This is a genomic window from Enterobacter sp. A8, assembly GCF_004296595.1.
Classification (GTDB): Bacteria; Pseudomonadota; Gammaproteobacteria; order Enterobacterales; family Enterobacteriaceae; genus Enterobacter; species Enterobacter cloacae.
In genome coordinates this window covers 689,658-714,839 of sequence record NZ_SCMF01000003.1, presented here as the reverse complement: position 1 = coordinate 714,839, position 25,182 = coordinate 689,658, and the positions used below count along the sequence as shown (strand labels likewise).

Genomic DNA, 25,182 nt, shown 5'->3' with positions numbered 1-25,182 from the left:
TCCTTAGAACCAGACTTCAGCCTGTACACCAAAATTGAGAGTGTCGGTTTCACCACTACGGGAATAGCCACCCGCACTGATTGTGCCGGTGCCCCAGTCGTAGCTACCATCGAGTGCATCAGAAACGCCTTTATCCCATTTCGCATAGGTCGCGAAGAAACGCAGTTGAGGGCGGCTCCAGAAACCCGAATCAAACGTCAGCGTTGGCGCTACGGTAATTTTCGTCAAACCGCCTTTTCCTTTACCGTTCGCTCCCATGTAGTTTTTATCATCGAGATATTCGTAACCCAGCTCATACTGCATGGCGAAGTTTTTGGTGATCTGATGGTAAGGGCGGATCCCGGCAACCCACATTGAGCGTCCCCAGCCGTCGTCATCGCTGGTCCACCAGCGGTAGTTTTTGTCTTTCTGGTAGAACGCGAAAGTCGACACTTCCAGATCGCCCATGCTGGCTAAGTTGTCCAGCACGATACGCCAGGACTGCGTATCCTCCAGATTCGCCCATCCCCAGCCGTTTTTACCCAGTGAATCAGCGGCTGCCAGCCCTTTGCCATATTGCAGGGCAATACGCGAATAACCGCCGGTCAGGCCGTAAAAACCGTCGAAGTTATAAACCGCCGTGGCGCCGTAACCTTTCTGCGCCGCCGTAGGATGGTTTTCATTGCGGTTCATGCGATGGCCAATCAACTCCAGATCCAGCCCGGTTCCACCGATTTTCTTGAACCACAGGTTAAGAGAATAGTCATCTGGATAACCCTGATCGCCTCGATCAACCGGATAGGCTTTGGTTTCATCAGTTGGAGAGAAGGCATAAATCCCGGCATCGAATTGTGCAAAGCCAAGATCCATCTTGTCGAAACCACCGCCAGTCCCGTTGTACTGAATGTACTCCCAGTCAAACTGGTGGCTTGAGGTGTTAGAACTGCTGTAGCGTTTGCCAGCCCAGAAAGTCATGCCAGGGGCAAAATCAAGGTTGCTTAGTTCGGCGAAACCCTCGCGGAACTGCGTTTCTTTACCGTCATCGTCAGTACAGTTCCAGTCGGCCGTACACTTAGTTTGATGCGTCAGGTTGGCCTGAATCCGCGCCACAGCACCCGAATCCGACTTCAGCGTTACCGTCGGGATCAGTTCAATTTTCGTATCTTCCTCGTTACCCAGTCGCCATTTGCCATCTGGCATCAGGCCTACGGAGTTCACGCGGTTGCCATCACTGTTCGCAAGGATCCCGGAACGCATATAACCGTGCAGGGCAAAGTCATATTTCTCGTCTGCGCTGGCATAGTCACTGAGTACCGCAAGGGCGATTAAGGACAGAGGTATTGATTTAATTAACTTTCTCATAGGTTCCCTTAGATTTTTTATTTTCACTGCTTTACGTCGCAGAGGAAATGTAAGGATCCCTGACGGAAAAGTACATCCACAAACGGAAAGCGCTTTCCGCTTTTGCCGGATCAAATCACACTTCTGAGTTCAGATGGAATAAATTTGTGAAATGAATCACAAAAAAACGGCTTATCCATATTTCAAAGATAAGCCGCTCGAAGGAGGGTTATTTTTCCAGGGTCATAAGCTGGCGTTCGTGAACTTTAAAGAAGGGGCGGTAGAGCATCCAGGCGTTGAAAATGGCAAACAGACACATGCACATATTTTTCCAGCTACCGTTTGCCGACCACGCGGCCCCCAGTGGAGAAGGCATTGACCACGGGAGCATAGCCACCGCTCGATCAAGTACACCAAGTTGCGTGAGATACCAGGCAATACAGGCATTTATCAAGGGAACAAAAATAAATGGCAGCAAAAATACTGGGTTCATAATGATGGGAAAGCCGAACAATATCGGCTCGTTGATATTAAAAAGCGACGGCAACAGCCCTATTTTCCCGACACTTTTAAGCTGCCGCGACCGGCTGCGCATCGCCATAAATACCAGAGGCAGCGTGGAACCAATTCCGCCAATCAGGAGATAAAAATCCCAGAAGCCTTGCAGATAAATATGTGGCAGTACAGCTTCGCCCATGGCAAGTGCCCGCTGGTTTTCAAACAGATAGGTTAACCAGAACGGGTTCATAATACCGGTGACAATCAATGCACCGTGGATGCCAACGAACCACAAAAGGTTACAGATAAACAATGAGATAAGTACCGCGGTCAGAGTATCCGAGGCAACAATCAATGGCTGGAGGGCTTCGCTTATCAGCTGTGGGAGGATCCGCCCTGTAGCCTGTAGCATTAGCGCGTTCATCACGCTGATGGATAACATGATCACCAGTAGCGGAATTAATATCTGGAAGCCGTTTCGCGTCATCACAGGCACTTCTTCCGGCAGGCGGATACACCAGCCTCTATTATAGAAAAAACGAATAATTTCAATGGAATAAACACTTGATATCAGTGCGGTAAACAGCCCCATTCCTCCCAGAAAAATGTTGGTAGCCCCATTATCGCGAAAACCAATAAACAACAAAAACGAGAGGCATCCGGTCAATCCGCAGAGCCTTTCCGGGAGTTGATACTGTTTGGCGAGACTGGCGCTGGCACCAAAGGCCACAATCAGAGCCACCAGTCCGAGCGTCAGTTCGAAAGTTGGCAACAACATTGGACGCAGTTGCTGGTAGAGTTGTCCAAAGAACGATGAACTAGAAATGGTTACCGGCGGAAACAGGAGCGGCACCATCAGACTGCCCACTATCACAAAAGGCATTGCCAGGGCAAAGCCATCGCGCATCGCCGTAATATGCTGATTTCGCGTAATTATATTCGCGATAGGTGTTAAACGTTGCTCTATTAAATCCACAACAACATTCATTAAATGAATGTTCATAATTCAACCTTAGTCATTCCTGAATAGCCGCGATGATCGCGCACATCACGATAAAGTGAAAGCCTCCCTCTGGTGATCATGGTCACAATTAGATAATCCATTCATGGAAAGCGCTTTCCGTTTTGTTCCGTGATAGCTATATTCCAGCCATCAGTTAACAGGAGTCGTTATGAAAAAAATCATGTTGTGTTGCTCTGCCGGGATGTCCACCAGTCTGCTGGTAAAAAAAATGGTTGAGGAAGCCCAAAAGCGTGGAATGGAAGCGGAAATCAAGGCCTTTGGCGTGGCCGAATTTGCCGAACAGGTTGGCCACTACCAGGTGGTGTTACTGGGCCCACAGGTCAAATACATGCAGAGTGATCTGCAAAAACAAGCCGACAAATATGGGATCCGAGTCGAGCCGATCAACATGATGGACTACGGCATGCAAAAAGGGGGCGCCGTGCTCGATTTCGCACTCACCCTGATAGATAACAAATAATTAAGGGAAATCCCATGAGCTCTCTGTACTCTAAACTCATCAGCGTCATTGAACAAAAAATCACACCGATGGCAGGTGCTGTCGGTCAACAAAAGTATGTGACCTCAATCCGTGATGGTTTCATTACTGCTCTGCCCTTTATGATCGTGGGCTCGTTCATGCTGGTGTTTATTTTCCCACCGTTTTCGCCTGATACCACCTGGGGGTTTGCACAGGCGTGGCTGAAATTCTCGCTGGATCACCGCGATGCGCTGATGCTACCGTTTAACTTCAGTATGGGCATTATGACGCTCTTTATTTCGGTTGGGATCGCCGCAAGTCTGGCAAAACACCATGAACTGGATCCGCTGACCGCCGGAATGCTGTCACTGATGGCCTTTTTACTGGTCGCCGCACCACTAAAAGACGGGCAGATCTCCACAGCCTATTTTTCCGGTCAGGGGATCTTCACCGCCATTCTGGTCGCCATCTACTCCACTGAACTGTATGCCTTCCTGAAACGGAACAATATTACGATCCGCCTCCCGCCGGAAGTACCAACAGGCGTGGCACGCTCGTTTGAGATTCTGGTACCGGTTCTGGCCGTCGTCGTTACCCTGCACCCACTCAATCTTTTTATCGAATCACAACTGGGTATGATTATCCCGGAAGCGATCATGTCGCTGGTGAAACCACTGGTTGCCGCCTCTGATACTCTGCCTGCAGTACTGCTCTCTGTGTTGGTGTGCCAGGTTCTCTGGTTCGCCGGGATCCACGGTGCACTAATCGTCACGGGCATCATGAACCCCTTCTGGATGGCAAACCTGTCAGTTAACCAGGCAGCAATGGCGGCGGGCTCAGCGATCCCTCACATCTACGTTCAGGGGTTCTGGGACCATTATCTGTTGATCGGCGGCGTCGGCTCCACACTGCCGCTCGCCTTCCTTTTACTGCGCAGCAAAGCCATCCATTTACGCACCATTGGCCGCATGGGCGTGGTACCGGGACTCTTTAACATAAATGAACCCATTTTGTTCGGCGCACCGATCATCATGAACCCGCTGTTTTTCCTGCCATTCGTATTAGTGCCGATGGTTAATGCCACGCTTGCCTGGTTTGCGCTGGATCTCGATTTAGTCAGCCGCGTGGTCTCAATGACACCGTGGACTACACCGGCTCCTATTGGCGCGTCATGGGCCGCCAACTGGAGTTTCAGTCCGGTCATTTTGTGTCTTATGTGCATGGTGACATCCGCTGCGATGTACCTTCCGTTCCTGAAAGCCTACGAAAAACAGCTTATTGAGCAAGAGAATGAAAACGCGGTTGAACACGCGCAAGATGCGGCGCAGTCCGCCTGACAGATGTAATCAGAGGTAATACATGGAATTAGAAGAACAAGTTATGGGCATCATCATCAATGCGGGCCAGTCGCGCAGCCTGTGTTATGAGGCGCTAGGTTGCGCCAAACGTGGTGACTTTGAAGCCGCAGATGAACGAATGAAAGAGGCAACGCACTATGCTCGCGAGGCGCATCTGGTGCAAACGCAGCTCATTGAAGCCGATGAAGGCGAAGGAAAAACCAAAATGACGCTGGTAATGGTTCACGCCCAGGATCACCTGATGACGTCCATTCTGGCCAAAGAGTTGGTGACTGAACTCATCGACATCTACCGCACCCGCCCGCAACAGGCATAACGATAACCAGGAGAGGCTTTGGCCTCTCTTTTTTTACAGAGGGTTGTATGCACCATCTCGGACTGGATATTGGCGGCACAAAAATGGAAGCTGTGCTGCTCTCGCCGCAAGGGGAATGTCTCTGGCGTCAACGGCGCCCTACACAGAAGGAGAGCTATGATACGTTTATGCTGCATCTTGTTAGCCTGATTGAGGAATCACGCTCAATCAGCCCAGTGCCATTCAGCGTAGGGATCGGGTTGCCGGGTGCCATTGACCCGCAAAGCGGGCTAATCAAAAACTGTAATTGTCTGGTGCTCAACGGCCACGATCTCAAAACCGATGTAGCTGCTCGTATCCAGCAACCAGTGTGGATTGCCAATGATGCCGATTGTTTCACCCTCTCAGAAGCAGTGGACGGTGCGGGTGCAAAAGCGGATACCGTTTTTGGTGTGATTATAGGAACCGGCTGCGGCGGTGGGGTTGCCGTACACAAGCGCTTATTACAAGGCCCGAATGCCATTGCCGGTGAATGGGGGCACAACCCACTTCCAGGATATACACCAGCGTATGACGGTCCTGAGCAGCCTTGTTATTGCGGTAATATTAACTGTATTGAAACCTTTATTTCCGGCACTGGGTTTGCCCGTCGTTTCCCGGCTGAATTGACATCACAGAAGATTATCGAAGCCGCCGAACAAGGAAACCCGCAGGCTCGTGCACACTGGCAGCATTTCATTGACGCGTTCGCCCGGAGCCTCGCGTCAGTCATCAATATTCTGGATCCTCAAGTAATTGTGCTGGGAGGCGGACTATCAAACATCAGCAGAATTTATCATGAGCTTCCGGACGCAATAGTACCGTATATCTTTTCCAATTCCTGCCACACGCGCGTTGTTCCGGCCCGATTTGGCGATGCCAGTGGCGTACGCGGCGCGGCCTGGCTTCCTGGTCTTAATGCGCGGGAAACATGACGTTGACGACAGGTGATGTGGCGATTCTTCGGGAGGGTTATGTTAAGATGATGAAAACTCACCACGCAGAAAACACTATGCCAACGATGGATGATGTATCACGATTAGCCAATGTTTCCAGAGCAACGGTTTCCCGCGTGCTGACAGGCACGCGAGGCGTACGCGAAGAAAGCCGTGAAGCGGTTTTACGGGCGGTAGAAGAGCTGAATTACCGTCCAAGCTTTGCCGCGCAAAACCTGGCGAGTCAGTCATCAAGCTATATCGGCGTGGTGCTTTCCTCACGTGATGAGAACAGTGGTGCACGTTTACTTCCCGCACTGGCACGCGCCATGAAATTGCTCAACAAAACACTGATCGTCCAGTATGTCGATAACGCCATCGAACATGCTTCTTCGGTGGATGAACTACAGCGACAATGCGCTGCCGTTGTGGTGTTTGGCCCTATTCCGCCGGGAAGTGCCGATAACGTTATCTCGTTTGATCGGCCAGTCGTAGACGCGAAAAGTCAGGGCTACGATTTCGCTTTTGCTGCTGAGAGCGCCTGCCGCTATATGATCGGTAAAGGCCACCGCAATATCGCGCTGGTTATCGATAATGATACGGACGACACCAGCAAGCGGATGGTGGAAGGTTATCGAAACGTACTGCAAAATTACTCATTTCCGTTTAATCGCCAACTGGTGTTAACAGCCAATGAGGACGTTGAACGCGCACTGCTGACGCTGATAAACAGTCTGAGTAAGTTCACCGCAATCGTAGTAAAACGCGATGCTTACGCAGCAGAAGCAATGCGATTGTTCCGTGAATTCAATATATCCGTGCCGCAGGAAGTGTCACTGCTCAGCCTTGAAGACTCTCCGCTGGCCACACAGTTATACCCACAACTGACATGTATTTCCTGGCCGATGGAGCCCCTGCTGAACCAATGTGTACAACGCATTAAGAGTCTGGTTGAAGGCCGTCCACTTCGCGAAACGGAACTACCACCGATCATTGGTAAGCTCACTCCCCGCCAGTCGGTGATGGAAGTGAGTTAACCATATTCTACATGGGAGTAATGTCATGAATGCAGTCCGACCGTTAAGTATCCTTACGCTGTTCTTCATTGTTTCCAACCCCGTTGTGGCCCAAGAGGCGAGCCTGCCTTTGAAAGAACAAGTCCATACAGATGAAGGTACGATTTGTGTTTATGAACTTGCGGAGCATCGCGAAAAGATTGTGCTTCCTAATGGGCAAGACTGTCCTCGAACTATACAAAATACCCACTGATTGCGGACAACAGTTTGTTCATTATGAATCGCCACGGGTTTAACAGACATCTCAGAGCCATTTTAGCTCGCTTAAAGAACAGATGATTAATCCTGTGAGATATATGCGCTCTACAAATATAGATGAAGTTTTAAGCAGTCTATAAAATGGGAAAGGGGCGCAAGGCCCTTTCCCATTAAAATTACAATCTAAAACCTGATAGTTACCGGTTGTTTTTGTCATAAAACAAACTATTTCGATAGCGCCCCCTAATAACCCCCCCCTTAAATACCCCCATCCTCAATAATCGTAAAAACAATAATTCATTTAAACCATAAATAGCACTTTTTGCTAAATGTTATTTTTATTATACAAAACATCAAATTAATTTAATTAAATAAAAAGAAAACGCTTGCGTAATTTTTTAACATTAAAAATAAATTTGATTTATATTTATTTAGTAATATATATTCATTTCACCAAAACAATAAAGGAGAATAAAAATGAAAAAACACAATTACCCAACACTGACAAACTATCTTGCCAAAACCAAAAAGAATGTAGATCTCTATAGATTATATAACCCACAATTTTCTGTATTCGGAAAACCAGTAAGTGAAGAGCAGGATTTTTATTTTTGTTACTTCTCCAGACATATGATTACTCAGAGAAATATCTTAACCCTCTTTTCTATTCATACTTTTCTCTCTTACAACATAAGCAAGAAAGAGACAATTAAATCATTTGTTCATTTTCTCAGAAACGCAAACCATGACGCCTTCAACAATGCACTCCAGTTTCGCGGGTGCAATATCATTTATCAAAACAAAAAAAGAGAAGTTAAAGAGATCTCATGGTTTTCATTCTCACGGATCTATGACGATATCGTCAAAATCAAAGAGTATAGTGCTAACAATGAAATTTATAACAAATTCGCAGCTTAATAAAGGAGAATAGCCATGACAATGTATACAATAGATAATTTGTTTTGCAGTTGGACCAGAGAGAACGTCCATGATTGTATCAAAGCAGGAATCGACATTAATTCATTAAATGAAGATGGTCGTAATGCTCTTTTCTTTTGTAATCATGTGGACGCTGTAAAAGCAATGATTGAAGCAGGCATAGAAATAAACCTCACAGACCGTTATGGTAATAACGCATTGTTCTGTAACACTAACCCAAAAATTCTGGAATTGTTAATCCATTCAGGCATTAATATTCAGCATAAGAATAATAAAGGTCAATCCTGCCTTCACCCGAAGAGCAATGATATAAAGTGCGCGGAGATCCTTTTTAACTCAGGAGTAGATATTCACAGTATCGATAATAAAGGCCAGACCGTTCTGTATAATCTCTACTCCGAGGATACTTTTGATTACTGGATAGAAAAAGGCTGTAATATTAATCACACTGACCATAATGGTAAATCAGTACTCGATTTGTCTGTAGACAATGGAAAGTGGCATTACAAATCAAACGTCAGTGCTCTTATCCGTCATATAGAAAAAATCGATAGCATACCTGTTTTAATCAGACATATCACCTATAACTCTTTAGAGCTTATTAAATCCCTCAAACAAAATGGTGTTAATTTCATGCTTGCAGAGCATAGTACAGTTGAATTACATGTTAAAGACATGAGATCAATCTTTAATGAAATAAAACAACATATCGAAATCAAGCACATACAGTTTTATAATCGTCGCAATGAGCATATTGGTATCTACACCGGCATAGAGAGAGTGAAATGGTTTATTCGAAATGGTATCCGAATGGACGACGATATACTCAGACAGCGTTTTGACTCCGATAAGATTTTTTCTTATATCGCAGGAAGAGAGAAAAAAGATCTGTTAAAAGAAATGAAGCCAGAGATCCCTCGTGCGCCTGTGCGAAAAGACTTTAAAATTCTGAAGTGAACACCCCTCTTCTAAGTCTGAAAGGTTTTATTTCATGATAACTCAGCTAATAAGTCCTCTTGGGTATACTATTTGTTAAATGGTATACCTTTTTTAACCCAGCTAATTAAAATATTTACCCTACAACAACTTGACTTATTCACCTCATCGGTTATCTGTAGTAATAAACATGCAATAAAAGGATAACTATGAACAGTGACATGAGTAATGATGATGATATAACCAGAGTATCAAAACGCGGTAAATTCCATACTGACAAACTTCCTGATAATGAAATACGAAGTCACTGCATCAGTGTCAGATTAAATGAGGAAGAGTTAATTATTCTCGACAGTAAGAGAGGCCAGTATAAAAAAGGAGAATGGCTTAGAATAGCATCTCTGAATAAACTCCCACCGGTTCTGCCTGAAATTAATCGTGAAGCATGGGTTAAACTCGGCAACCTTTCGCAGGATTTAAACCACCTGCTGAACCATCTCGACAGCAAAAGCCCTGACAGCGAACTGACCCGTACAGAACTCTTTGCCCTGCGCAGACAAATAAAAACTCTTCGCGATCACCTTATTCCTACAACCTTTCTGGAGTCAGAACGATGAAAGGCATGCAGAAAATAAAAAGGGGTAAACAATTCGCTGGTGTGATTCTCTACAGCCTGAAATCAGGTTCTCACCACAAAATCTCGCCTTATGTTATCGGTGGCAACATGACGGGCAGCACTGCTGCAGAGCTTATAAATGAATTTGAAGGTATCCGACTGCTGCGTCCCGATGTCGCCAAACCTGTCTGGCATAATTCGCTTCGCCTGCCAAAAGGTGAGAGTCTGTCAACCAAACAGTGGGCAGCATTCGCTGACGATTATATGGCCCGAATGGGGTTCACTGACACTCATCTTCGCTGCTATATCATGCACGATGATTCGGATGGGCAGCATATCCATATAATAGCTAACAGAATTAATATGGTTGGTGGGAAGCTGTACCTGGGAAAAAATGAAAATCTTGTCAGTACACGGATTATCAGTGAGCTGGAGAGAGTACACGGTCTCACCGAAACTACGGGTGTAACCGGTAGTCGCCGCCAGGATAAAAGAAAGCCTTCCCGTAATGAACTGATGATGGCAGAACGCACAGCAGCTCCCTGCCCTAAGTCACAGTTGCAGGCCCTTATCGACAATGCATTAACCCCCCGTCCCGATTTACTAACCTTTGTTCGCTTACTGGAACAGGAAGGAGTGAGCTGCAAACCCAATATCGCCACAACGGGTAAAATGAATGGATTTTCATTTCAGTACCAGGGTATTGCCTTTAAAGCCTCTCAATTGGGTAAAAAATATGGCTGGTCTTCCCTGCAAGCACTGATTGATTTTACGCCGGAGCATCTGACTTTACTAAAAGATGCGCAGAAGCCCACAGAACCTACAACTGCGCCAGTGCCAGTGCCAGTGCCAGTGCCAGTGCCAGTGCCAGTGCCAGTGCCATCATGCGAGCCTGAAGAACAGGTTGCAAACCGGGAAACGATTCTGGAGAAAATCCTTCAGCTTGAAGAAAAAATTCGCCTGGAAAGACAACAGGAAATAGTGAGAGTCATTCAACTCAGGAGCAAACTGCACAATACAGCTCGTCAGATACCCCACCAGCGTCGGCTGTATTCGTGGCTTGCATTGCTTGGCCATATTGCGGCACTTCTCAGGCGCAGGGGTATGTCTCTGTTACATGCCACTGCACATCCTTTCCACCAAATCCTGCACCTGCATCTTCTGACACCGTGTCATTCCATGACAACAAATCCCATTAAAGAACAATTAGTTAAAAATAACTCCCATCCTGCACTATAAGTTACTTAGTCCATACTTTAGTGATAGTCAACAAAATATTGATCGTTTATATAGATCGATAATTTGGTTATGATAGTCATCACCTATTAACAGAGATCCATCGATCGGTACAAGCAATTTTACTAAATCGGAGCATTCATCGAAAATGTTCAAAAATACATCACCTTAAATCAGGCCACGGAGTCATGATGGAAAATAAAACGATTAGCTGCCCCTTCTGCTTTACACAAAGCCCGCACGGCGTGCGGATTTGCAAAGGCTGCCATGCAAAAGTGGCCTATGGTGAAAGTCCTCTCAGTGTTGCATTCCTTTTTCAATTCGTGGCATTAGCTCTCGCCTGGTTAGTATTTTCATTGACCGGCAGCACTCCTGTCTCAGTCATCACGTTTTTTGCCAGTGTTATTATTCTTATCTGCATAATTAAAAAGACCTATGCAGACAGAGTTATCTTTATACGGTGATATTAATTTCACACCATAGCAAACATAAAAAATTAATATGAGTGACCTATGAACAAATTCATTACTTCTGCTTTTTTTATTTCCGCTTTATTTATTTCTGGCTGTTCGACATCAGGCAATCAACATCTCAAAAACGAAACATCACAAAGTCTGCAGTCAAAAATCATCAAAAATAAAACAACGAAATCAGAAATAATTACCGCATTAGGTGAGCCCGAAACCAGAACCACACTTGATAGTGGCAATGAGGAATGGATTTATTCGATGGATAACAATCAGTTTGATGCCACCACATTTATTCCCCTTGTTGGGCTGCTGACGGGGGGCTCACAGACGCAGGCCAAAACGCTTGAAATCGAATTTAAAGGAGAAACTGTCAACAAATGGTCGTTCTCTGAAAATAAAAGCAGAATGAATACCGGTCTGATTCAATAACTCATCTTACAGCCAAGGAATTATTTATGAAAACTTATGCCGTTATCACACTCGTTACCGCTGTCTTTTTGCTGAGCGGCTGTAACAGCGAACCCTCCGAACAGGATATTTACACGGCCATGAATAAGGTCGTGGAACAGACGAATGCTTTCGTGAAATCTATAGCAGGCAAGGATGTCCCTAAAGACGCACTGCGCGAATTAAAATCAGTCAAAAAGCATGACTGCGTAGAAATATCTGATAAAAGCTATAAATGCAATGTGACGGCTATTGTCGATAACGAAAAGCGTACTGCTGCTGTAACCCTTGTCAAAACGGAAGATGGCTGGCAGGTCGTTGATAAGTAGAGCCACTATAAAGCCATCGCGACAGGTGGGACACCGAATGGGTGGCCCTCCTTTTCTATTGCATCTGGTGTCCTGCCGGATACGTCTGCTCCATTTATCTCCAGTATCCCATGTCCTATCCACGCCGCTGTCGCTGTCACAGTCTTTTCCTGACCACTGAGCTTGGTGGAGTATAAGCCAGAGAGCCTGTAATGCGTTTCTTTTCATATTGGGCCAGTAAATCAGCATAAATATGCTCTGCTTCGTCCAGATTGCCTGAAATATAATTCACAAGTGAATTCAGGCAATGCAGCAATGTGTCGCTATTTGCAAGCTTCCTGAGCAGCGTTGTGTTCAGGGTCGAAACGACTCCTGTAAACATCTGCATAATATTATCGACGTGATAACATGAATTGCGGTACTGCGCCCGTGAATAAAAATACTTCAGATGATACCCTGCGAAGAGGACATAAAGTTTTTTATAAAAGGCATTGTTATTAACGCTGCTGTGATTATGGGTTATAAATTTATCAACAACATGTATAAATTTTTCCTCCTGAGATAATACATTAATAGCACTCATAATTTCCTCCATTTTTTGTTTTCATAATTAAGTACTATCATCTTAAAAATTAAAATCAATAGTAAAATACAAATATTTCACCGTTAATATATATTTTCCTTCTTTCATAAATAACAATAGCTTTTACTATGATAATTTTGTGTCTTCCTGATTGTATTGCTATTTCATATTTCAACTATCTGAATTATTTCCCTATTGCAGATAAGAAACCCACAGGAATTTTTTTTGAGAGCGTGCTACGCACTGGCTTACGCCCCTACTACCGATAAATGTCAGTTATTTTTACCGAACAATTGAAAAACCGTAATTTTGTTTCCTTGGCAGCGCCGTTGAGTGCCCGCAGCACTCATTCGCTGAAGTAGAAAGGATTTTTCCGAAGGGTCCCGGCGTGAGCCGTAGTCAGCAAACGGGTAAATCATGTATTTGTGTTCGCTTTCCCGATCAACTCAGCCTCCTGATTTTTTTGCGCGAAGCGTATTTGTGCTGACAGCTAAGCCCAATTGTATGAACTTCTGCGCGAAGCGTATTTGTAATGACAGTTAATCTCAGCTCTATGAACTCGTGCGCGAAGCGTACTTATACTTACAGAAAACACTTAGTAATGTTCTGAAGCCCAATGGCGCAACACACAGTTGCGCAGGCTTCACTTAAGAAATGATATTATTTAAGAAAAGCAATGATAAAAGTGTTTTCATCAGGTACACCAAGACCTTGAGTATCGATCTAATGCAAAACTGTGGTTTCTTATTTCTTTATCACTCTTTTATCTTGCAGATTAAAATCAAAAATTACCTAATAAAATTATATAGTTATACAAAATCTGCCGTTATTATTTTCAGCACCAAAAATTATCAATCACATAACAGGTGATAGTTAAATTTAGCACCCCTTGTTTTAAATTCTACAACCTATTACCACCACCAAATAACGGATGAAAAATTCAAATAAAATATAATTAAAATAAAATTACCAAAGCCGTTGACAAATAAAATAAATATGCCATATCTGTAATCATAACAATAAAAAAGGAGCCATTATGTCAATCACAAGTGTCGTATTAACTAAAGAACAAAAATCCATTATTGCAGAAGCATTAGAGGTTATGCCCGAAGATCTGGAAGAAATAAAAATTAAAGCAACCAGCTATAAAAAGACGTCTTTCAGGGACGATTTCTCAATGATCTTTAAAGGTAATATGGCGACACTCGCCAGAATGGATTTGACGCCCACAGCATTCAGAATTGTGCTTTATCTCTTCTCAGCCATTGATTATGGCAATATTATTCCTGACTTTTCACAGTCTCGTACTGCCAGAGAGCTTGGACTAAATAAATCTAACGTCTCACGTGCATTCAGAGAATTATTTGAGAGAAAAATACTGATCCGTGACACCATAGACAATCAGGTTTACCTGAATTCTAATTTGTGCGTAAAAGGTATTCCCCGTCGTTTCAATGAAGATCTGATGGATAAATTCAGGAAATCCAGACTGGAAACCGAAGACTTTGCAAATTCATTTAACTTTTATCGTGCAGGGAGTAAAACAAAATCAGTTAAAAACTCCAGAAGACGATATCCTGCAGACGGCATTCCATTTTAAAAACATTACAGCGTGGTAATTTTCTCCACGCGAGTGATAACATTAACAAAAAAACGATACCTTTATGCAAAAAAGACTCTCCACTTACTTTCAAAATAATCAATCATCAGTTGAAAGTCATAATCTTAACACTACTATTCACAATGTATTCTGGTTGCTTAGATTAATCGCGTCGTATAAGCCAGATAAGAGCATTGTTTACCTAATTATCATCGTGTTACGCCCATAGCACAGCAAGAAGGGATACATATTACACCCACTCGATTTTATCAGGCTATCACAGAACTGATTGATGCGAGTGTTACTATACCTACTCAGTTTAAATACCAACACCGTTTAAATCCTGTATTTTTCAGCTTTCTTAAATAAAAAAGAGCATAATATGAAAATTCAGGATATCCTATATCCTATATCCTATATCCTATATCCTATAATGTTTACTATAGAAAAACCAGATGACCACTATCAAAAGCACATAATTTTCATGTATCATTATCTGTTGAATTAAAATAAGAAGGTACAGACTTGTGCTGTCTGTACCCATGATAATTTATTACAGCCTTTACATCTTTTTATCTGCATTATTCTTTCTGATACTATTTTTTTCATAGACAAGCTGCTCAATACACATTCGTACTTCATCATTAATCGTAACATCTGTACTACCATTGACCACTATAGAAAACAATAAATAAAGAAAGACATGCTCGAACTCTATCTCTTGGACTAGATCTACATAATTACGATAGGATTCAATAGCCTCATAAAAGCTATCCGGTGAAGTCGCAAACGCACATACAAAATCTTTATCTTCTGGTACTATGATTGAATTATTCATTTTAACTTTCCTGTACTTATTAATATGAAATGTCATGGTAAAAATCCCGTCATAATTTTCACCAATGACTATTATTATTACTTCTTAATACTAAACCGTCCTAACACTATTAATATTATGCACACCCAACCCACCTAAAACCATCTCACCGCCTTGCAAAAGAACGGTCATAAAAATAATGCAAGTTATTCTTTAACGTTTCAATCTAAAATATGCAGCAAAACTTTACATTCCCATATGAATTTCTTAATCCAATAAATATTCAATTATCCGCTTCGCCAAGAGTTTCATTTCATCAGGGCATTTAATTAGCGAAAACCAAGTATCGTAAACATATATCTGTTTGGAAGCATTAAGCTCTGAGATCGCGTCTAAAGGTTGTATCAAATTTCCGACAAGATACTGACTGAGCCAATATATTATTTCTTTATTAAACTCGTTATTGGGTAAATTATAAATCGATTCAGGCTCGAAAATTTTAAAGAAAAGTTCCTGGCCAGATTACACATATGGTTTTCTTCATTCACAAATTCTTCGATAGTCATAAAATCTCTCCTAAATTCAATTAAGCAACATTATTTCGACTTGTTTCGATAACAGACTGAATCCAGGTATCAATCTCACTTTCAACGAAAGCTATTGCACGACTTCCAATTTTGACAGGAGCAGGAAACTTGCCATCGTTGATCAGACGATAGATCCAGGCTTTTCCGTAGCCAGTTCGTTCTAGAACTTCTGGTAAGCGTATGAGGCGGGTTGCTTGATTTTTCATTTCGTTATCCCTTGTCGTTGCGGTGAAGTCACTATACGAGCAGTTGGGAAAAGAAAGGAGCGAAGCTCCTGAAGCGGAGGTTCTTCGCTGCTGTGCAGGATGGTTTTCTCGAAGTTGGTGCAGTACAGAACAAGGGAACTTGAGAGTAGCTGAAATTCCCCTGTTTTATAGCAAGTGTAAAAATGGCCGGTTTAAAGTAAAAATCGCAAAAAAAAAGCACCATTTACACTAGTGCTTTTAGTTTATTTTTTATAATAAAAAACAGACAGTTATCAATTAAATCTTAATCCGATAGTTTCATTACATCAGAGACTTTCATTTGCTTTAAATGGCTGTTTTTGTTCATGAAGTAATGGAATTGTCGGATAAAGTCAGTTGTGCAGGATTTAAGAGCCAAAGGCCTGTCGGTATCTTTGATTTGGCTGGACTGTCTCATTTCGCTTTCTTCGTCATCGTCTGTATATAGTAGTCTGGATAACCTGTCGTCAGAGACACGGATTTTTTTAACGGCTGCCCACACCAGGATATCAAGCATAGGTATTACACGATAACTGATGAGTTTCTTGATAGTTCCGTATCCAAAACGAACAGATTCCAATGGGTTTTCATCAATACCCTTAACTTTACGCCACTGCGGTAATGCAGCTTTAAGCGACTCTGCAATCTCTTCGTCTGTGCCACTTGCCAAATCAATCTCGAACATGACCGTTCGTGTAAACTGATCTGGCATAATGTCTGAAAGTGATTCTTCTCGAAGCTCTGCGTTTATAGAATAATTGTCACCTTCATGCCAAAGAAAACCTCCACGTTGCATTGCAATAATGCTCGTTTCAGCAAGGCGATCAAGAGTTGTGAGAAAGAAATGGGGAGGTTGAAAAAGTTTGTTGGCAGGAGTCATGTATCCCAGTTGTCCTTCTTCAATTAAAAAAGGATTGCCACTAAAAATTTTTGAGAAGTAACCCGCAAGTGCTCTGCTCTCAAACTCTTCCCGATACTCCTTAAAGAACAATTTACGGGCCCATATCTCATGGTAGAACTGAATCAATGAGAGGTCTTCAAATTTGCGATATGTATCAATCTTAAACCAGCTCTTGATGACTTTTGTATGCTCTGGTGACCAATTGTTCAAAATCCATTCTCCACCTATGCTGGTACTGCGGATAGAATCGTGCTATTGAGAAAAGTTACCGTATTCGTCAACCTATGAAAAGCATAACGGACCTTATCTATGAGTTCAGTTACCCATAGGGAGTTGAACTGAGAAATTTGTTGTCTTTTGATACAATTTGCCAATCGGCTATTCGTGAGAACTCATACCGTTAAGATTTATGGTTCCTTTTTAGGACCATATATATAATTAAATTTTAAAATAACCATAAAAATCAATGTCATGAATAGTTATTTACAGGGACGCCAGCCCAAACATTCATTCATGTTGTATCATGAACTTTAAAAAATCCTGCAACTTTAACGAGTTGCAGGATTTTTTTTGTTGCGTGTATGGTCATGATATCTGTATGGATCTTGAGCATTCTGTATCTTGTTTTGCACCGCGTTGCCAGAACGCTAAAAAATTAAAATTCCCAACAAACTCAACCAATTCATCCAGCAATCATACCGTCTTCAACTATTAAGATCATGTCTGGGCTCGTTAGTACCAGCCCTTTTCCTCTCGAACAAAGTACACCCACCCGCCTTAATCTCGCCATGACGTTTGTTTAGCCATGATTCATATGCAGGTACCTACAAGCGAGCGAACAATGGTTCAATCGCCTGAGGCAAGAAATTAAAACGAACACCACCTTTGCATAATCGCGAGATAGCTACAGGATTAATATTTATTTATTCATATTTTACAATGAGTTATTTAAAAATTAAAATTAACAATAAAAAAACATTTGTTCACTTCTTTAGCTTAATGTACTTTTATTCCGAACAGGAGGGTATTGTATGAGAATCATTGATTCACAGGCACATGATGCGCTAACTCAGATTGAGCTTTTTTGGGCAGTATCCTGGAAATTCCCACAAAGGGTTGCGGTTAAAGATCTCGATCATGAGATCAGCTATGGCGAGCTCAGAGACTGGATGCTCAGGATTATTCAGACACTGAAGGATGAAGGTGTTCACGCAGGTGACAAGGTTGCAATAGAGCTGCCACCAGGTGCTGAGTTAATCGCCTCTATTCTGGCGATTCAGTTCATTGGTGCTGCTTATGTACCAATAGACCGTAATGCGCCAGTAGCGCGTAATATTCTGATATTGAATGATTCTCAGCCTCGCATGATTATCAATGAGAGCGGTCATTCAAACTTTGCCGGCTTTCAGGCAAAAAGCATATACCAGATGTTGTCTGTCTCTGTTATGGCGGATTCATTACTGAATATGGCCGTTCCGGAAGGATTGGCATATATTATTTATACTTCGGGCACGACAGGTAACCCAAAAGGTGTTCCGATCACCCATGCTAATTTGCGTGCTCTCTTTCGTGCAACGGAACCTGTGTTTAAGTTTAACGAAGATGATTCCACTGTGCTTTTTCATTCCTATGCTTTTGATTTTTCAGTATGGGAAATGTGGTCAGTTTTAGCTTATGGTGGGAAGCTTGTTATTCCAGATAATGAAACACGTTTAACCCCTAGTAAACTTGCACAACTCGTTCACGATCAAAAAATTACTTTACTTAATCAAACTCCTGGTGCTTTTTCCGTTAATGCCTCTTGGCTCTGTCAATTCCCGAAGGGATCATTGGCTTTACGGTTTATTATTTTTGGTGGCGAAAGGCTTAATTTTCAGATGCTCAAACAATGGCAGCAGCATTTTGGGCTGATGTCTCCTTTACTGGTTAATATGTACGGCATTACCGAAACGACTGTTCATTCAAGTTGGCATATTATCAGTAATGATGATCTGGAGCACACAGAGTCTATAATAGGTGAATTATTGCCTGGATTCGATTACATCATTCGGCCCCTTGATGAAAGTGATCTGCGTTCAGGCTATGGCGAATTGCTTCTCTGTGGTTCGCAAGTCACGCCGGGTTATCTGAACCAGAATAATGAGACCAATGGTAAATTTATTTTGGCTGAAAAAAACAATATTACCAAGCGGTATTATTGCACAGGAGATCTTGTTCAATATAATTCCGCAGGGAAGTTGGTTTATATGGGGCGTTGCGATCAACAGGTAAAAATAAATGGTTATCGAATCGAAATTGGCGAGATTGAATCTGTGCTTGCAAGGCTTGAATCTATTATCGACATTTCCGTCATAACGTCTCATTCAGAAACACTTGGTCATCATCTGGTTTGTTGTTTTGCATCAAATGACAATAAAGCAGATGTTATTGAACAGTTACATAAATTGGCAAAGGAGTTATTGCCATTTTATATGCGCCCTATTCGCTATCGTGGTTTTGATGCTATACCAAAAACCATTAATGGAAAAATCGATAAACAACACCTGAAAATTTCTGTGGAGTAAATTATGAACGCAGTTGATTTAGATGATGTCAATAAAGAACAGGTAAAAGTACTTGCATTACAACAGTATATAGTTTGGCTGCAAGATGTTTTAGAAAAATCAGTCAGCGCGGAAGATAACTTCCTTGATATTGGTGGGCATTCAATGATTGCCATTGCACTGAATGAACGAGTACGAAATGAATTCAATCTAACGCTATCTATGGAACGTCTATATAACAGCACGCTTAGCGAAACATTTTACAGTATTAAATAAAACCAATCATTCACTGGAGATTACCATGTCAAATAATATTCATTTGTCTGAAGAAGAACTTGCCAACTTCCATAAAAATGGTTATATCGGCCCAATTACCATTTATTCTCCGGAAGAAATGGCGGAAATTTGGAGTACCGTTCGTCGGCAATCACCAGATCGTTCGAATGCTGCTTACCCTTCAGACTCGTACGGTGCGGCAACGAATATATCGAATTACGATCGCCATCTTGATATCAATAAACTTAGCCAACATGTCACTAATCCCAAAATTGTGGCACCGGTATCTGATATCCTTGGCGATGATGTTTTATGCTGGCGTACGGAGTTCTTTCCTAAATACCCCGGTGATGAAGGTACTGACTGGCATCAGGCTGATACATTTGCTAACGCCAGTGGAAAACCGCAAATTCTTTGGCCTGGAGAAACTGAAGATCAGTTTGGAAAAGGGACTTTAACGGTCTGGACAGCCTTTACTGATTCAACCATTGAGAATGGTTGTCTGGAAATTATGCCAGGCACCCATCATAAAATGAATTATGATGAAAATAAATCAATGCAATATCAAAGCGACATTATTAATAACATTGAAAAGGAGGGTAAGAGTCGTGGATTCTTTGGATATGATTACCGCGACCTGCAAATAGATCCTGACTGGCATCCGGATGAAAAACAGGCCGTCCCGTTGGAGATGAAAGCCGGTCAATGTGTCATCTTTTGGTCAACGTTAATGCATGCTTCCTATCCTAATATATCTGATAAGATATATCGCATGGGCTTTGCTACCCGCTACGCCCCCAGCTTTGTTGATATTTATCCCAATACCGATCATGTGCATGAGTATGGTGGCAATATCCCATTGGATAAATTTGGCTGCGTGATTGTTGCTGGCCAAAGTCGTAATACTAATAATCGTATAGCAACCCATAATCTGCTCGGAAATCCATTTACTCCCCTTTCCATATAAAATAAGGATTATCGCTATGCAACAAAATCAGTGTTATCTGGAGGATACTTATCGCTTTAATATATTAAGCGATGTCATTGCTACCGGTGCTGATGAAGGAGGGCAATGGATTGCCCTGCAGGATAATATTTTTCATCCGCAGGGAGGCGGGCAACCTGCAGATCTCGGGTGGGTAAATGACATACCGGTGGTGGTAAAAAAACAGGAATCAGGATTAGTGGTTCTTTATCCGCAGTCTCCTTTTTCGCCGCCGGTTGAAACAAAAGTATCATCAGTTGTATCAGCAGATGCCCGCGCTTACCATGCAGCACTGCATACTGCCGGACATTTACTGAACTGGGAAATGCGCCAGTTCGGGTGGATGGCTGTCCGGGGGCATCATTTCCCCGGTGAGTCGCGTGTGGAATTTAGCGCCATTGATGCTTCAGCTATTCCAGCTGATCGCCTGGAGGCGGCTGAAATTGAACGAATTATTTGCCAGCGTCTGCAGAAGGGAGCGGAAATCCGCAGTTGGTTCGAGGGCACCACCCGGCTATGCCAGATTAACCAATCAGAGGCTATGCCTTGTGCCGGGACACACACTGATGATTTGGCAAAAATTAGCTCATTTAACATTAAGGCGATAAAGTTTAAAAAGGGCACTCTACGGATCAGCTATGATGCCGGGCATGTCCCGCTAAAGGAATGTCATGTCTAATTATTCTATTCTGGCTCCACGCAGCCGACTTTGGATAATTGATCTGGGATTATTGACCGTTGCCCTCTCATGGGGGGCAAGTTATTCCTTGATGCAGCTTATTATCCAGGCAGGGGTCACTGTTCCCCTGTTTTTAATGCTGAGATTCGCACTGGCTGTTCCCTTCATGTTTGTTGGCACTCGTGTCAGATTAAACAGCTTCACTCGTGGTGAAGTGATTAATGGGATCGTATTTGGTGTGCTTCTTTATGCGATCCTAACATTCGAAACGTTTGGTGTTAAACACACCTCAGCTGCAAATGCAGGTTTCTTGATTGCATTATCGGTGGTATTAGTTCCCTTTTTTGAACGTTTTATCGGCAAGAGAAAACAAAGCAAATTCATTTATTTCACCTGTTTTATGTCCCTTGCAGGTGGCGGCATGTTGAGCTTTACGGCCAATGGAAATATTGAGTTCAATCAAGGCGATATTCTTATCTTATCGGCTGCATTGATTCGCGGTTTTCAGATATTTATGTTTGGTCGGCAGACTGCTGGTAAGGATTACTCGCTAATCAATATCACATTGATTGAATTACTAGTTGTCGCGGCCCTCGGCTTGGTTACTATTGTGCTGACCGAACCCACTGCGTTGCACTATATACCTGAAATATCTATTTCGACATGGGGCTTGATTCTCTTTCTGAGTCTGCTGGCAACGGCATTTGCATTCCTGATGCAATTATATGCCGCTAAAATAACCAGTCCGACGCGCGTCGGGTTGATCTTGTCTCTCGAACCGGCCTTTGCAGCTATGTTTGCCATCACCATTATGGGCGAAACCCTTGGTGTGCTGCAAGCAATAGGGGGCGGGATCATTATATGTGCAGCCCTGTTGGGGCGTATTGCTGAAGGGAAGCGTTATGAATGAGCAGCCACATATTGCTATGTTTCATCATGCCGGAGGGAACGCTGCCGCTCTTGATGTACTGGAAAAGCACTTTTCAAACTTCAATGTGAGTAAGTTTGAAATGCCTGGCCGCGGACGCCGCCGTCAGGAAGCGTTACTAACAGATATCAATAAGGTGATTATGGATTTTTTTCCACAATTGCCACGCCATTGTCCGATAATTTTTATGGGGCATAGTCTCGGCGCCTATGTCGCATATGTAATGGCAAAAAAATACCGTTTCAATGATGCTCGACAAAAAAGTATGCTCGTGGTGATTGGTAATGAACCAATCCATTGCCGTCAGTTTTTTGATTTAACTGAATCCAGTGAAATTGCAAAACATTCATTACTTAATTTTGCGAATCATTTCAGGCAATTACCTGACTGGCTGCAGAAAGAACCCGTTTTGCTGAAGCAATTTTTGCAGGTGCTATCTGCTGATTTGCAGGTTGCTAATTCTATCAGTGAAGAAGATAGCGCTGCGCTTGACGATATTCCAGTATTAGCATTTTACGGAAAAGAGGACCCCTTATTTCTTTTTCCCCCGGAACGATGGCAAGAATGTACCCTCCAGCCATTCAGGCTGGAGGGGATCTCAGGGGGGCATTTTATTTCAGATACACAAGCTCGTGAGATTAGTGAACTAACAATGGATTTTATACAGAACAACAAGGTCTTTAATATATAAATAGCGCGGGCAGGTGAGGGGTAACACAGTAATGCCGCAAACCTGCTGAATTAACCTTGTGTACTGTAAGACATTATAACCGTCGCACTTACCGCATCATCTGCACAAATATAGGCATGTTTAACATCACCTGAGAAGGCATAAAAATCTCCAGGTTGAAGAATAATACTTTCACTGTCAGATATTTTCAGAAGTAATGTGCCAAGGTGAACGATGATATGTTCATGCGTCCCTGAAACATGAGCCGGACTGTTTATTACCACACCCGGTTTCATTTGTAAATGCCATATTTCTGTGATATTGCCCTGGCCGATGCGGAACTTCATTACCTGGGAATAATCACCTTTGTAGTCAGAATTTTTTTCGATATAGGGATAGCGTTCATTATTATTACCGAGCAAATCGCCTAACGTAAGTCTTAGTGCGCTGGCGATGGAATCCAGTGTATCAACGCGAGGATTAGAACCGCCCGATTCGAGCGTGGACAGCGTAGCTTTGGAGACGCCGGAAAGTTTTGCCAGTTCATTAAGTGAAAGATTTCGAGCTATTCGTAACTTTTTTACGTTATTACCAATGTTGGTGTACGTTCTTTTTAAGCGATCGCTCTGTTGTGCATTACTCATCTTTTAATCTTCACTGTCAGGATAAAATTTGTAGCATATTAACATTTTAGGAAGAAAATAGCTTCAAAAGTGACACATGAATTCAAACGCGGGCTATCAGTCTGATTTTTCTCATTTGTTAATGTATCAGAGGTTGAAATGTTACTGAATGACTGCATTAAAATTATGGGTTCTGGCATGTTGTTGCTTGTAATGCCTGGCCCAACCAATACTCTTCTCCTTTTCTCAGGGTACGCCAGTGGTATCAGGCCAAGTATAAAAATGATTATTGCCGAATGGGGGGGATACTTTTGTGCAATCACCTTTTGGGGAGTTATTGTGAGTGTCTTAGCTCAACATGGCACGTTTTTACTCGGTATTATTAAATTATTATCAGCATTCTATGTCGCCTGGCTGGCTGTTAAAGTCTGGGGGTTTTCATTACAGTCTCGACCGACAAAAATTGGAATGAAAACCATATTTATTACCACTTTGTTTAACCCTAAATCATTCGTATTTGCGACATATATAATTCCTTCAATTGCTTTCAGAGAGCTTCAGTCTTTCACTGCCGCCATGCTGAGTGTTTTTGTCGCGCTATTGCCTCTTTCTTTTATATGGGTTGCCTGTGGGAAGGGGATAGCCAGGCAAGGCAAGCTGCAATCACGATTATGGCCAATGTTTTTTTATCGCGGTCTGTCGCTGGCGATGGCGAGTTTCGCTGCTTCTATGGTTTACCATTCCGTCGCTGTTTGATGCGAAAACCTAAGGATAACCATGAAAATTTGCTGGTATCAAACACAACGACTAATGAAAGTCTTACCCGATTACATCCATTTCACCGTATTGCGTTTCTCCCTGGATGGTGTGCTGGAGGATGCTTTCCGAGTTTATGATATACCGCTCCCGCGCCGGTTGGCGAACGCATCAGATCAACGCCGGGCTGAATATCTTGCTGGACGGATTGGCGCTCAAAAGTTACTACAACATTTCGATTCCTCGCTATGTGCGCCGCTGATGGCTGATGATCGCGCACCCTCATGGCCTTCTTCCTTTTGTGGGGCAATTTCTCACGATCGCGATTTTGCTTCTGCCGCCGTTATCAAAATGCACCATGGCCGGGTCGGAATAGATATTGAATCGCTCTCACCGAAAATAGCTCTCGATACGATAAGCCAGCGCATAGCTTCTGCCAGGGAAATTGACACATTGGCCAACTCCCGCGATTTGCTTTCGGACCACGTCCTGCCATTGCTTTTTTCTGCTAAAGAGAGTGCCTATAAGGCTTTCCCACGTGATCTTCAACAGCATCTGGACTTTCACAGTATTGAATTGCGCGAGATTGATCCCCACTTGCAGCAGTTTACTTTTAGCCTGACACTTACGCTTAATCATGAATATGAGGCGGGGTTTCGCTTTAACGGCTGGTATACTTTTCTGGGAAATCGGGTTCTGACCTTGGTTCATTTGCATTGACGGATATCGGTGACTCCAGACAATCTCCGCGCTCTTTGCGCCTTCCCTTCCCTTCCCTTCCCTTCCCTTCGAAAAAAAGAAAAAATCTCAAACAAAATCAACCATCTCCCCCATCAATTACAAAGACTTCAACCC

The 25,182-nt window shown here is 43.0% G+C and carries 28 protein-coding genes and 1 pseudogene; 21 read left to right on the top strand and 8 right to left on the bottom strand.

The genetic code is table 11. The annotated features are described in order from the left end of the window. Positions 1–3: 3 nt before the first annotated feature. Both EQV24_RS15420 and EQV24_RS15415 read right to left on the bottom strand, forming a co-directional pair. Positions 4–1,341, bottom strand: a complete 1,338-nt coding sequence (locus tag EQV24_RS15420) for a carbohydrate porin (protein WP_032987788.1) — start codon at positions 1,339–1,341, stop codon at positions 4–6. Between the two features lie 208 nt (positions 1,342–1,549). Beyond that, positions 1,550–2,821 (bottom strand): PTS cellobiose transporter subunit IIC, encoded by a 1,272-nt coding sequence (locus EQV24_RS15415; RefSeq protein WP_008502516.1) that lies wholly within the window; start codon positions 2,819–2,821, stop codon positions 1,550–1,552. A gap of 169 nt (positions 2,822–2,990) precedes the next feature. Here EQV24_RS15415 and EQV24_RS15410 point away from each other — a divergent pair, with 169 nt between their 5' ends. The 12 genes from EQV24_RS15410 (at position 2,991) to EQV24_RS15350 (ending at position 12,176) form a co-directional block, all read left to right on the top strand. Beyond that, on the top strand, positions 2,991–3,302 hold the full coding sequence (locus tag EQV24_RS15410) for a PTS sugar transporter subunit IIB (protein WP_008502517.1): 312 nt from the start codon (positions 2,991–2,993) through the stop codon (positions 3,300–3,302). Positions 3,303–3,316: 14 nt separating this feature from the next. Continuing rightward, the gene (locus tag EQV24_RS15405; protein WP_008502518.1) at positions 3,317–4,639 is read left to right on the top strand and encodes a PTS cellobiose transporter subunit IIC; all 1,323 of its coding nucleotides are present in this window, start codon (positions 3,317–3,319) and stop codon (positions 4,637–4,639) included. Positions 4,640–4,661: 22 nt separating this feature from the next. Next, positions 4,662–4,976, top strand: a complete 315-nt coding sequence (locus EQV24_RS15400) for a PTS lactose/cellobiose transporter subunit IIA (protein ID WP_008502519.1) — start codon at positions 4,662–4,664, stop codon at positions 4,974–4,976. A 47-nt stretch (positions 4,977–5,023) separates the two neighbouring features. Continuing rightward, positions 5,024–5,929 (top strand): ROK family protein, encoded by a 906-nt coding sequence (locus EQV24_RS15395; RefSeq protein WP_008502520.1) that lies wholly within the window; start codon positions 5,024–5,026, stop codon positions 5,927–5,929. 77 nt (positions 5,930–6,006) lie between these two features. Next, complete coding sequence (locus EQV24_RS15390) at positions 6,007–6,966, top strand: LacI family DNA-binding transcriptional regulator (protein ID WP_032623027.1); 960 nt, start codon at positions 6,007–6,009, stop codon at positions 6,964–6,966. Between the two features lie 714 nt (positions 6,967–7,680). Further along, positions 7,681–8,121, top strand: a complete 441-nt coding sequence (locus EQV24_RS15380; RefSeq protein ID WP_130626762.1) for a hypothetical protein — start codon at positions 7,681–7,683, stop codon at positions 8,119–8,121. A 15-nt stretch (positions 8,122–8,136) separates the two neighbouring features. Then, a complete protein-coding gene (locus tag EQV24_RS15375) occupies positions 8,137–9,099 on the top strand; it encodes an ankyrin repeat domain-containing protein (RefSeq protein WP_130626761.1) in 963 nt (320 codons plus the stop codon). Positions 9,100–9,287: 188 nt separating this feature from the next. Continuing rightward, positions 9,288–9,695 (top strand): hypothetical protein, encoded by a 408-nt coding sequence (locus EQV24_RS15370; protein ID WP_008502525.1) that lies wholly within the window; start codon positions 9,288–9,290, stop codon positions 9,693–9,695. Next, the gene (locus EQV24_RS15365) at positions 9,692–10,933 is read left to right on the top strand and encodes a relaxase/mobilization nuclease domain-containing protein (RefSeq protein ID WP_130626760.1); all 1,242 of its coding nucleotides are present in this window, start codon (positions 9,692–9,694) and stop codon (positions 10,931–10,933) included. Before EQV24_RS15370 ends, EQV24_RS15365 begins: the two co-directional genes overlap by 4 nt. 188 nt (positions 10,934–11,121) lie before the next feature. After that, positions 11,122–11,394, top strand: coding sequence for a hypothetical protein (locus tag EQV24_RS23725; RefSeq protein ID WP_008502527.1), 273 nt, complete (start codon positions 11,122–11,124; stop codon positions 11,392–11,394). Between the two features lie 48 nt (positions 11,395–11,442). After that, entirely contained in the window at positions 11,443–11,829 is a 387-nt protein-coding gene (locus tag EQV24_RS15355) for a hypothetical protein (RefSeq protein WP_032987795.1), read from the top strand. A 26-nt stretch (positions 11,830–11,855) separates the two neighbouring features. Continuing rightward, the gene (locus EQV24_RS15350) at positions 11,856–12,176 is read left to right on the top strand and encodes a cell wall-binding protein (protein WP_130626759.1); all 321 of its coding nucleotides are present in this window, start codon (positions 11,856–11,858) and stop codon (positions 12,174–12,176) included. Positions 12,177–12,312: 136 nt separating this feature from the next. Here the strand turns inward: EQV24_RS15350 and EQV24_RS15345 are convergent, their stop codons facing one another. After that, positions 12,313–12,738: a hypothetical protein gene (locus tag EQV24_RS15345; RefSeq protein ID WP_032988107.1), complete on the bottom strand. Its 426-nt coding sequence runs from the start codon at positions 12,736–12,738 to the stop codon at positions 12,313–12,315. Between the two features lie 1,036 nt (positions 12,739–13,774). Here EQV24_RS15345 and EQV24_RS15340 point away from each other — a divergent pair. After that, on the top strand, positions 13,775–14,338 hold the full coding sequence (locus EQV24_RS15340; protein WP_130626758.1) for a helix-turn-helix domain-containing protein: 564 nt from the start codon (positions 13,775–13,777) through the stop codon (positions 14,336–14,338). 562 nt (positions 14,339–14,900) lie between these two features. Here the strand turns inward: EQV24_RS15340 and EQV24_RS15335 are convergent. The 4 genes and pseudogenes from EQV24_RS15335 to EQV24_RS15320 form a co-directional block, all read right to left on the bottom strand. Next, complete coding sequence (locus EQV24_RS15335; protein ID WP_032987804.1) at positions 14,901–15,176, bottom strand: hypothetical protein; 276 nt, start codon at positions 15,174–15,176, stop codon at positions 14,901–14,903. Between the two features lie 246 nt (positions 15,177–15,422). After that, positions 15,423–15,721 (bottom strand): annotated as a pseudogene (locus tag EQV24_RS23845) (hypothetical protein). A 20-nt stretch (positions 15,722–15,741) separates the two neighbouring features. After that, on the bottom strand, positions 15,742–15,948 hold the full coding sequence (locus tag EQV24_RS15325; protein WP_053286659.1) for an AlpA family transcriptional regulator: 207 nt from the start codon (positions 15,946–15,948) through the stop codon (positions 15,742–15,744). Between the two features lie 283 nt (positions 15,949–16,231). Next, positions 16,232–17,077 (bottom strand): DUF6387 family protein, encoded by an 846-nt coding sequence (locus EQV24_RS15320; protein ID WP_032987806.1) that lies wholly within the window; start codon positions 17,075–17,077, stop codon positions 16,232–16,234. Between the two features lie 821 nt (positions 17,078–17,898). Between EQV24_RS15320 and EQV24_RS15315 the strand changes: the two genes are divergently transcribed. From EQV24_RS15315 to EQV24_RS15290, 6 genes are read left to right on the top strand one after another with little or no spacing between them, the layout of a single operon-like run. Further along, the gene (locus EQV24_RS15315) at positions 17,899–19,431 is read left to right on the top strand and encodes an amino acid adenylation domain-containing protein (protein ID WP_130626757.1); all 1,533 of its coding nucleotides are present in this window, start codon (positions 17,899–17,901) and stop codon (positions 19,429–19,431) included. A gap of 3 nt (positions 19,432–19,434) precedes the next feature. Beyond that, complete coding sequence (locus EQV24_RS15310; RefSeq protein WP_052123646.1) at positions 19,435–19,686, top strand: phosphopantetheine-binding protein; 252 nt, start codon at positions 19,435–19,437, stop codon at positions 19,684–19,686. Positions 19,687–19,711: 25 nt separating this feature from the next. Beyond that, positions 19,712–20,653 carry a chlorinating enzyme gene (locus EQV24_RS15305; protein WP_130626756.1) on the top strand — a complete coding sequence of 314 codons (942 nt, stop codon included), beginning with the start codon at positions 19,712–19,714 and terminating at the stop codon, positions 20,651–20,653. A gap of 16 nt (positions 20,654–20,669) precedes the next feature. Further along, positions 20,670–21,350, top strand: coding sequence for an alanyl-tRNA synthetase (locus EQV24_RS15300; protein WP_013098363.1), 681 nt, complete (start codon positions 20,670–20,672; stop codon positions 21,348–21,350). Then, positions 21,343–22,260 (top strand): DMT family transporter, encoded by a 918-nt coding sequence (locus tag EQV24_RS15295; RefSeq protein WP_130626755.1) that lies wholly within the window; start codon positions 21,343–21,345, stop codon positions 22,258–22,260. The genes EQV24_RS15300 and EQV24_RS15295 overlap by 8 nt, the downstream gene beginning before the upstream one ends. Continuing rightward, positions 22,253–22,969: an alpha/beta fold hydrolase gene (locus EQV24_RS15290; protein ID WP_130626754.1), complete on the top strand. Its 717-nt coding sequence runs from the start codon at positions 22,253–22,255 to the stop codon at positions 22,967–22,969. The genes EQV24_RS15295 and EQV24_RS15290 overlap by 8 nt, the downstream gene beginning before the upstream one ends. Positions 22,970–23,019: 50 nt before the next feature. On the opposite strand, the gene EQV24_RS15285 is transcribed toward EQV24_RS15290, so the two are convergent. Beyond that, the gene (locus EQV24_RS15285) at positions 23,020–23,592 is read right to left on the bottom strand and encodes an XRE family transcriptional regulator (RefSeq protein ID WP_013098365.1); all 573 of its coding nucleotides are present in this window, start codon (positions 23,590–23,592) and stop codon (positions 23,020–23,022) included. Between the two features lie 138 nt (positions 23,593–23,730). Between EQV24_RS15285 and EQV24_RS15280 the strand changes: the two genes are divergently transcribed. Then, positions 23,731–24,327 carry a hypothetical protein gene (locus tag EQV24_RS15280; protein ID WP_038420437.1) on the top strand — a complete coding sequence of 199 codons (597 nt, stop codon included), beginning with the start codon at positions 23,731–23,733 and terminating at the stop codon, positions 24,325–24,327. 21 nt (positions 24,328–24,348) lie between these two features. Then, positions 24,349–25,047: a 4'-phosphopantetheinyl transferase superfamily protein gene (locus EQV24_RS15275; RefSeq protein ID WP_071843279.1), complete on the top strand. Its 699-nt coding sequence runs from the start codon at positions 24,349–24,351 to the stop codon at positions 25,045–25,047. The last annotated feature ends 135 nt before the right edge of the window (positions 25,048–25,182 follow it).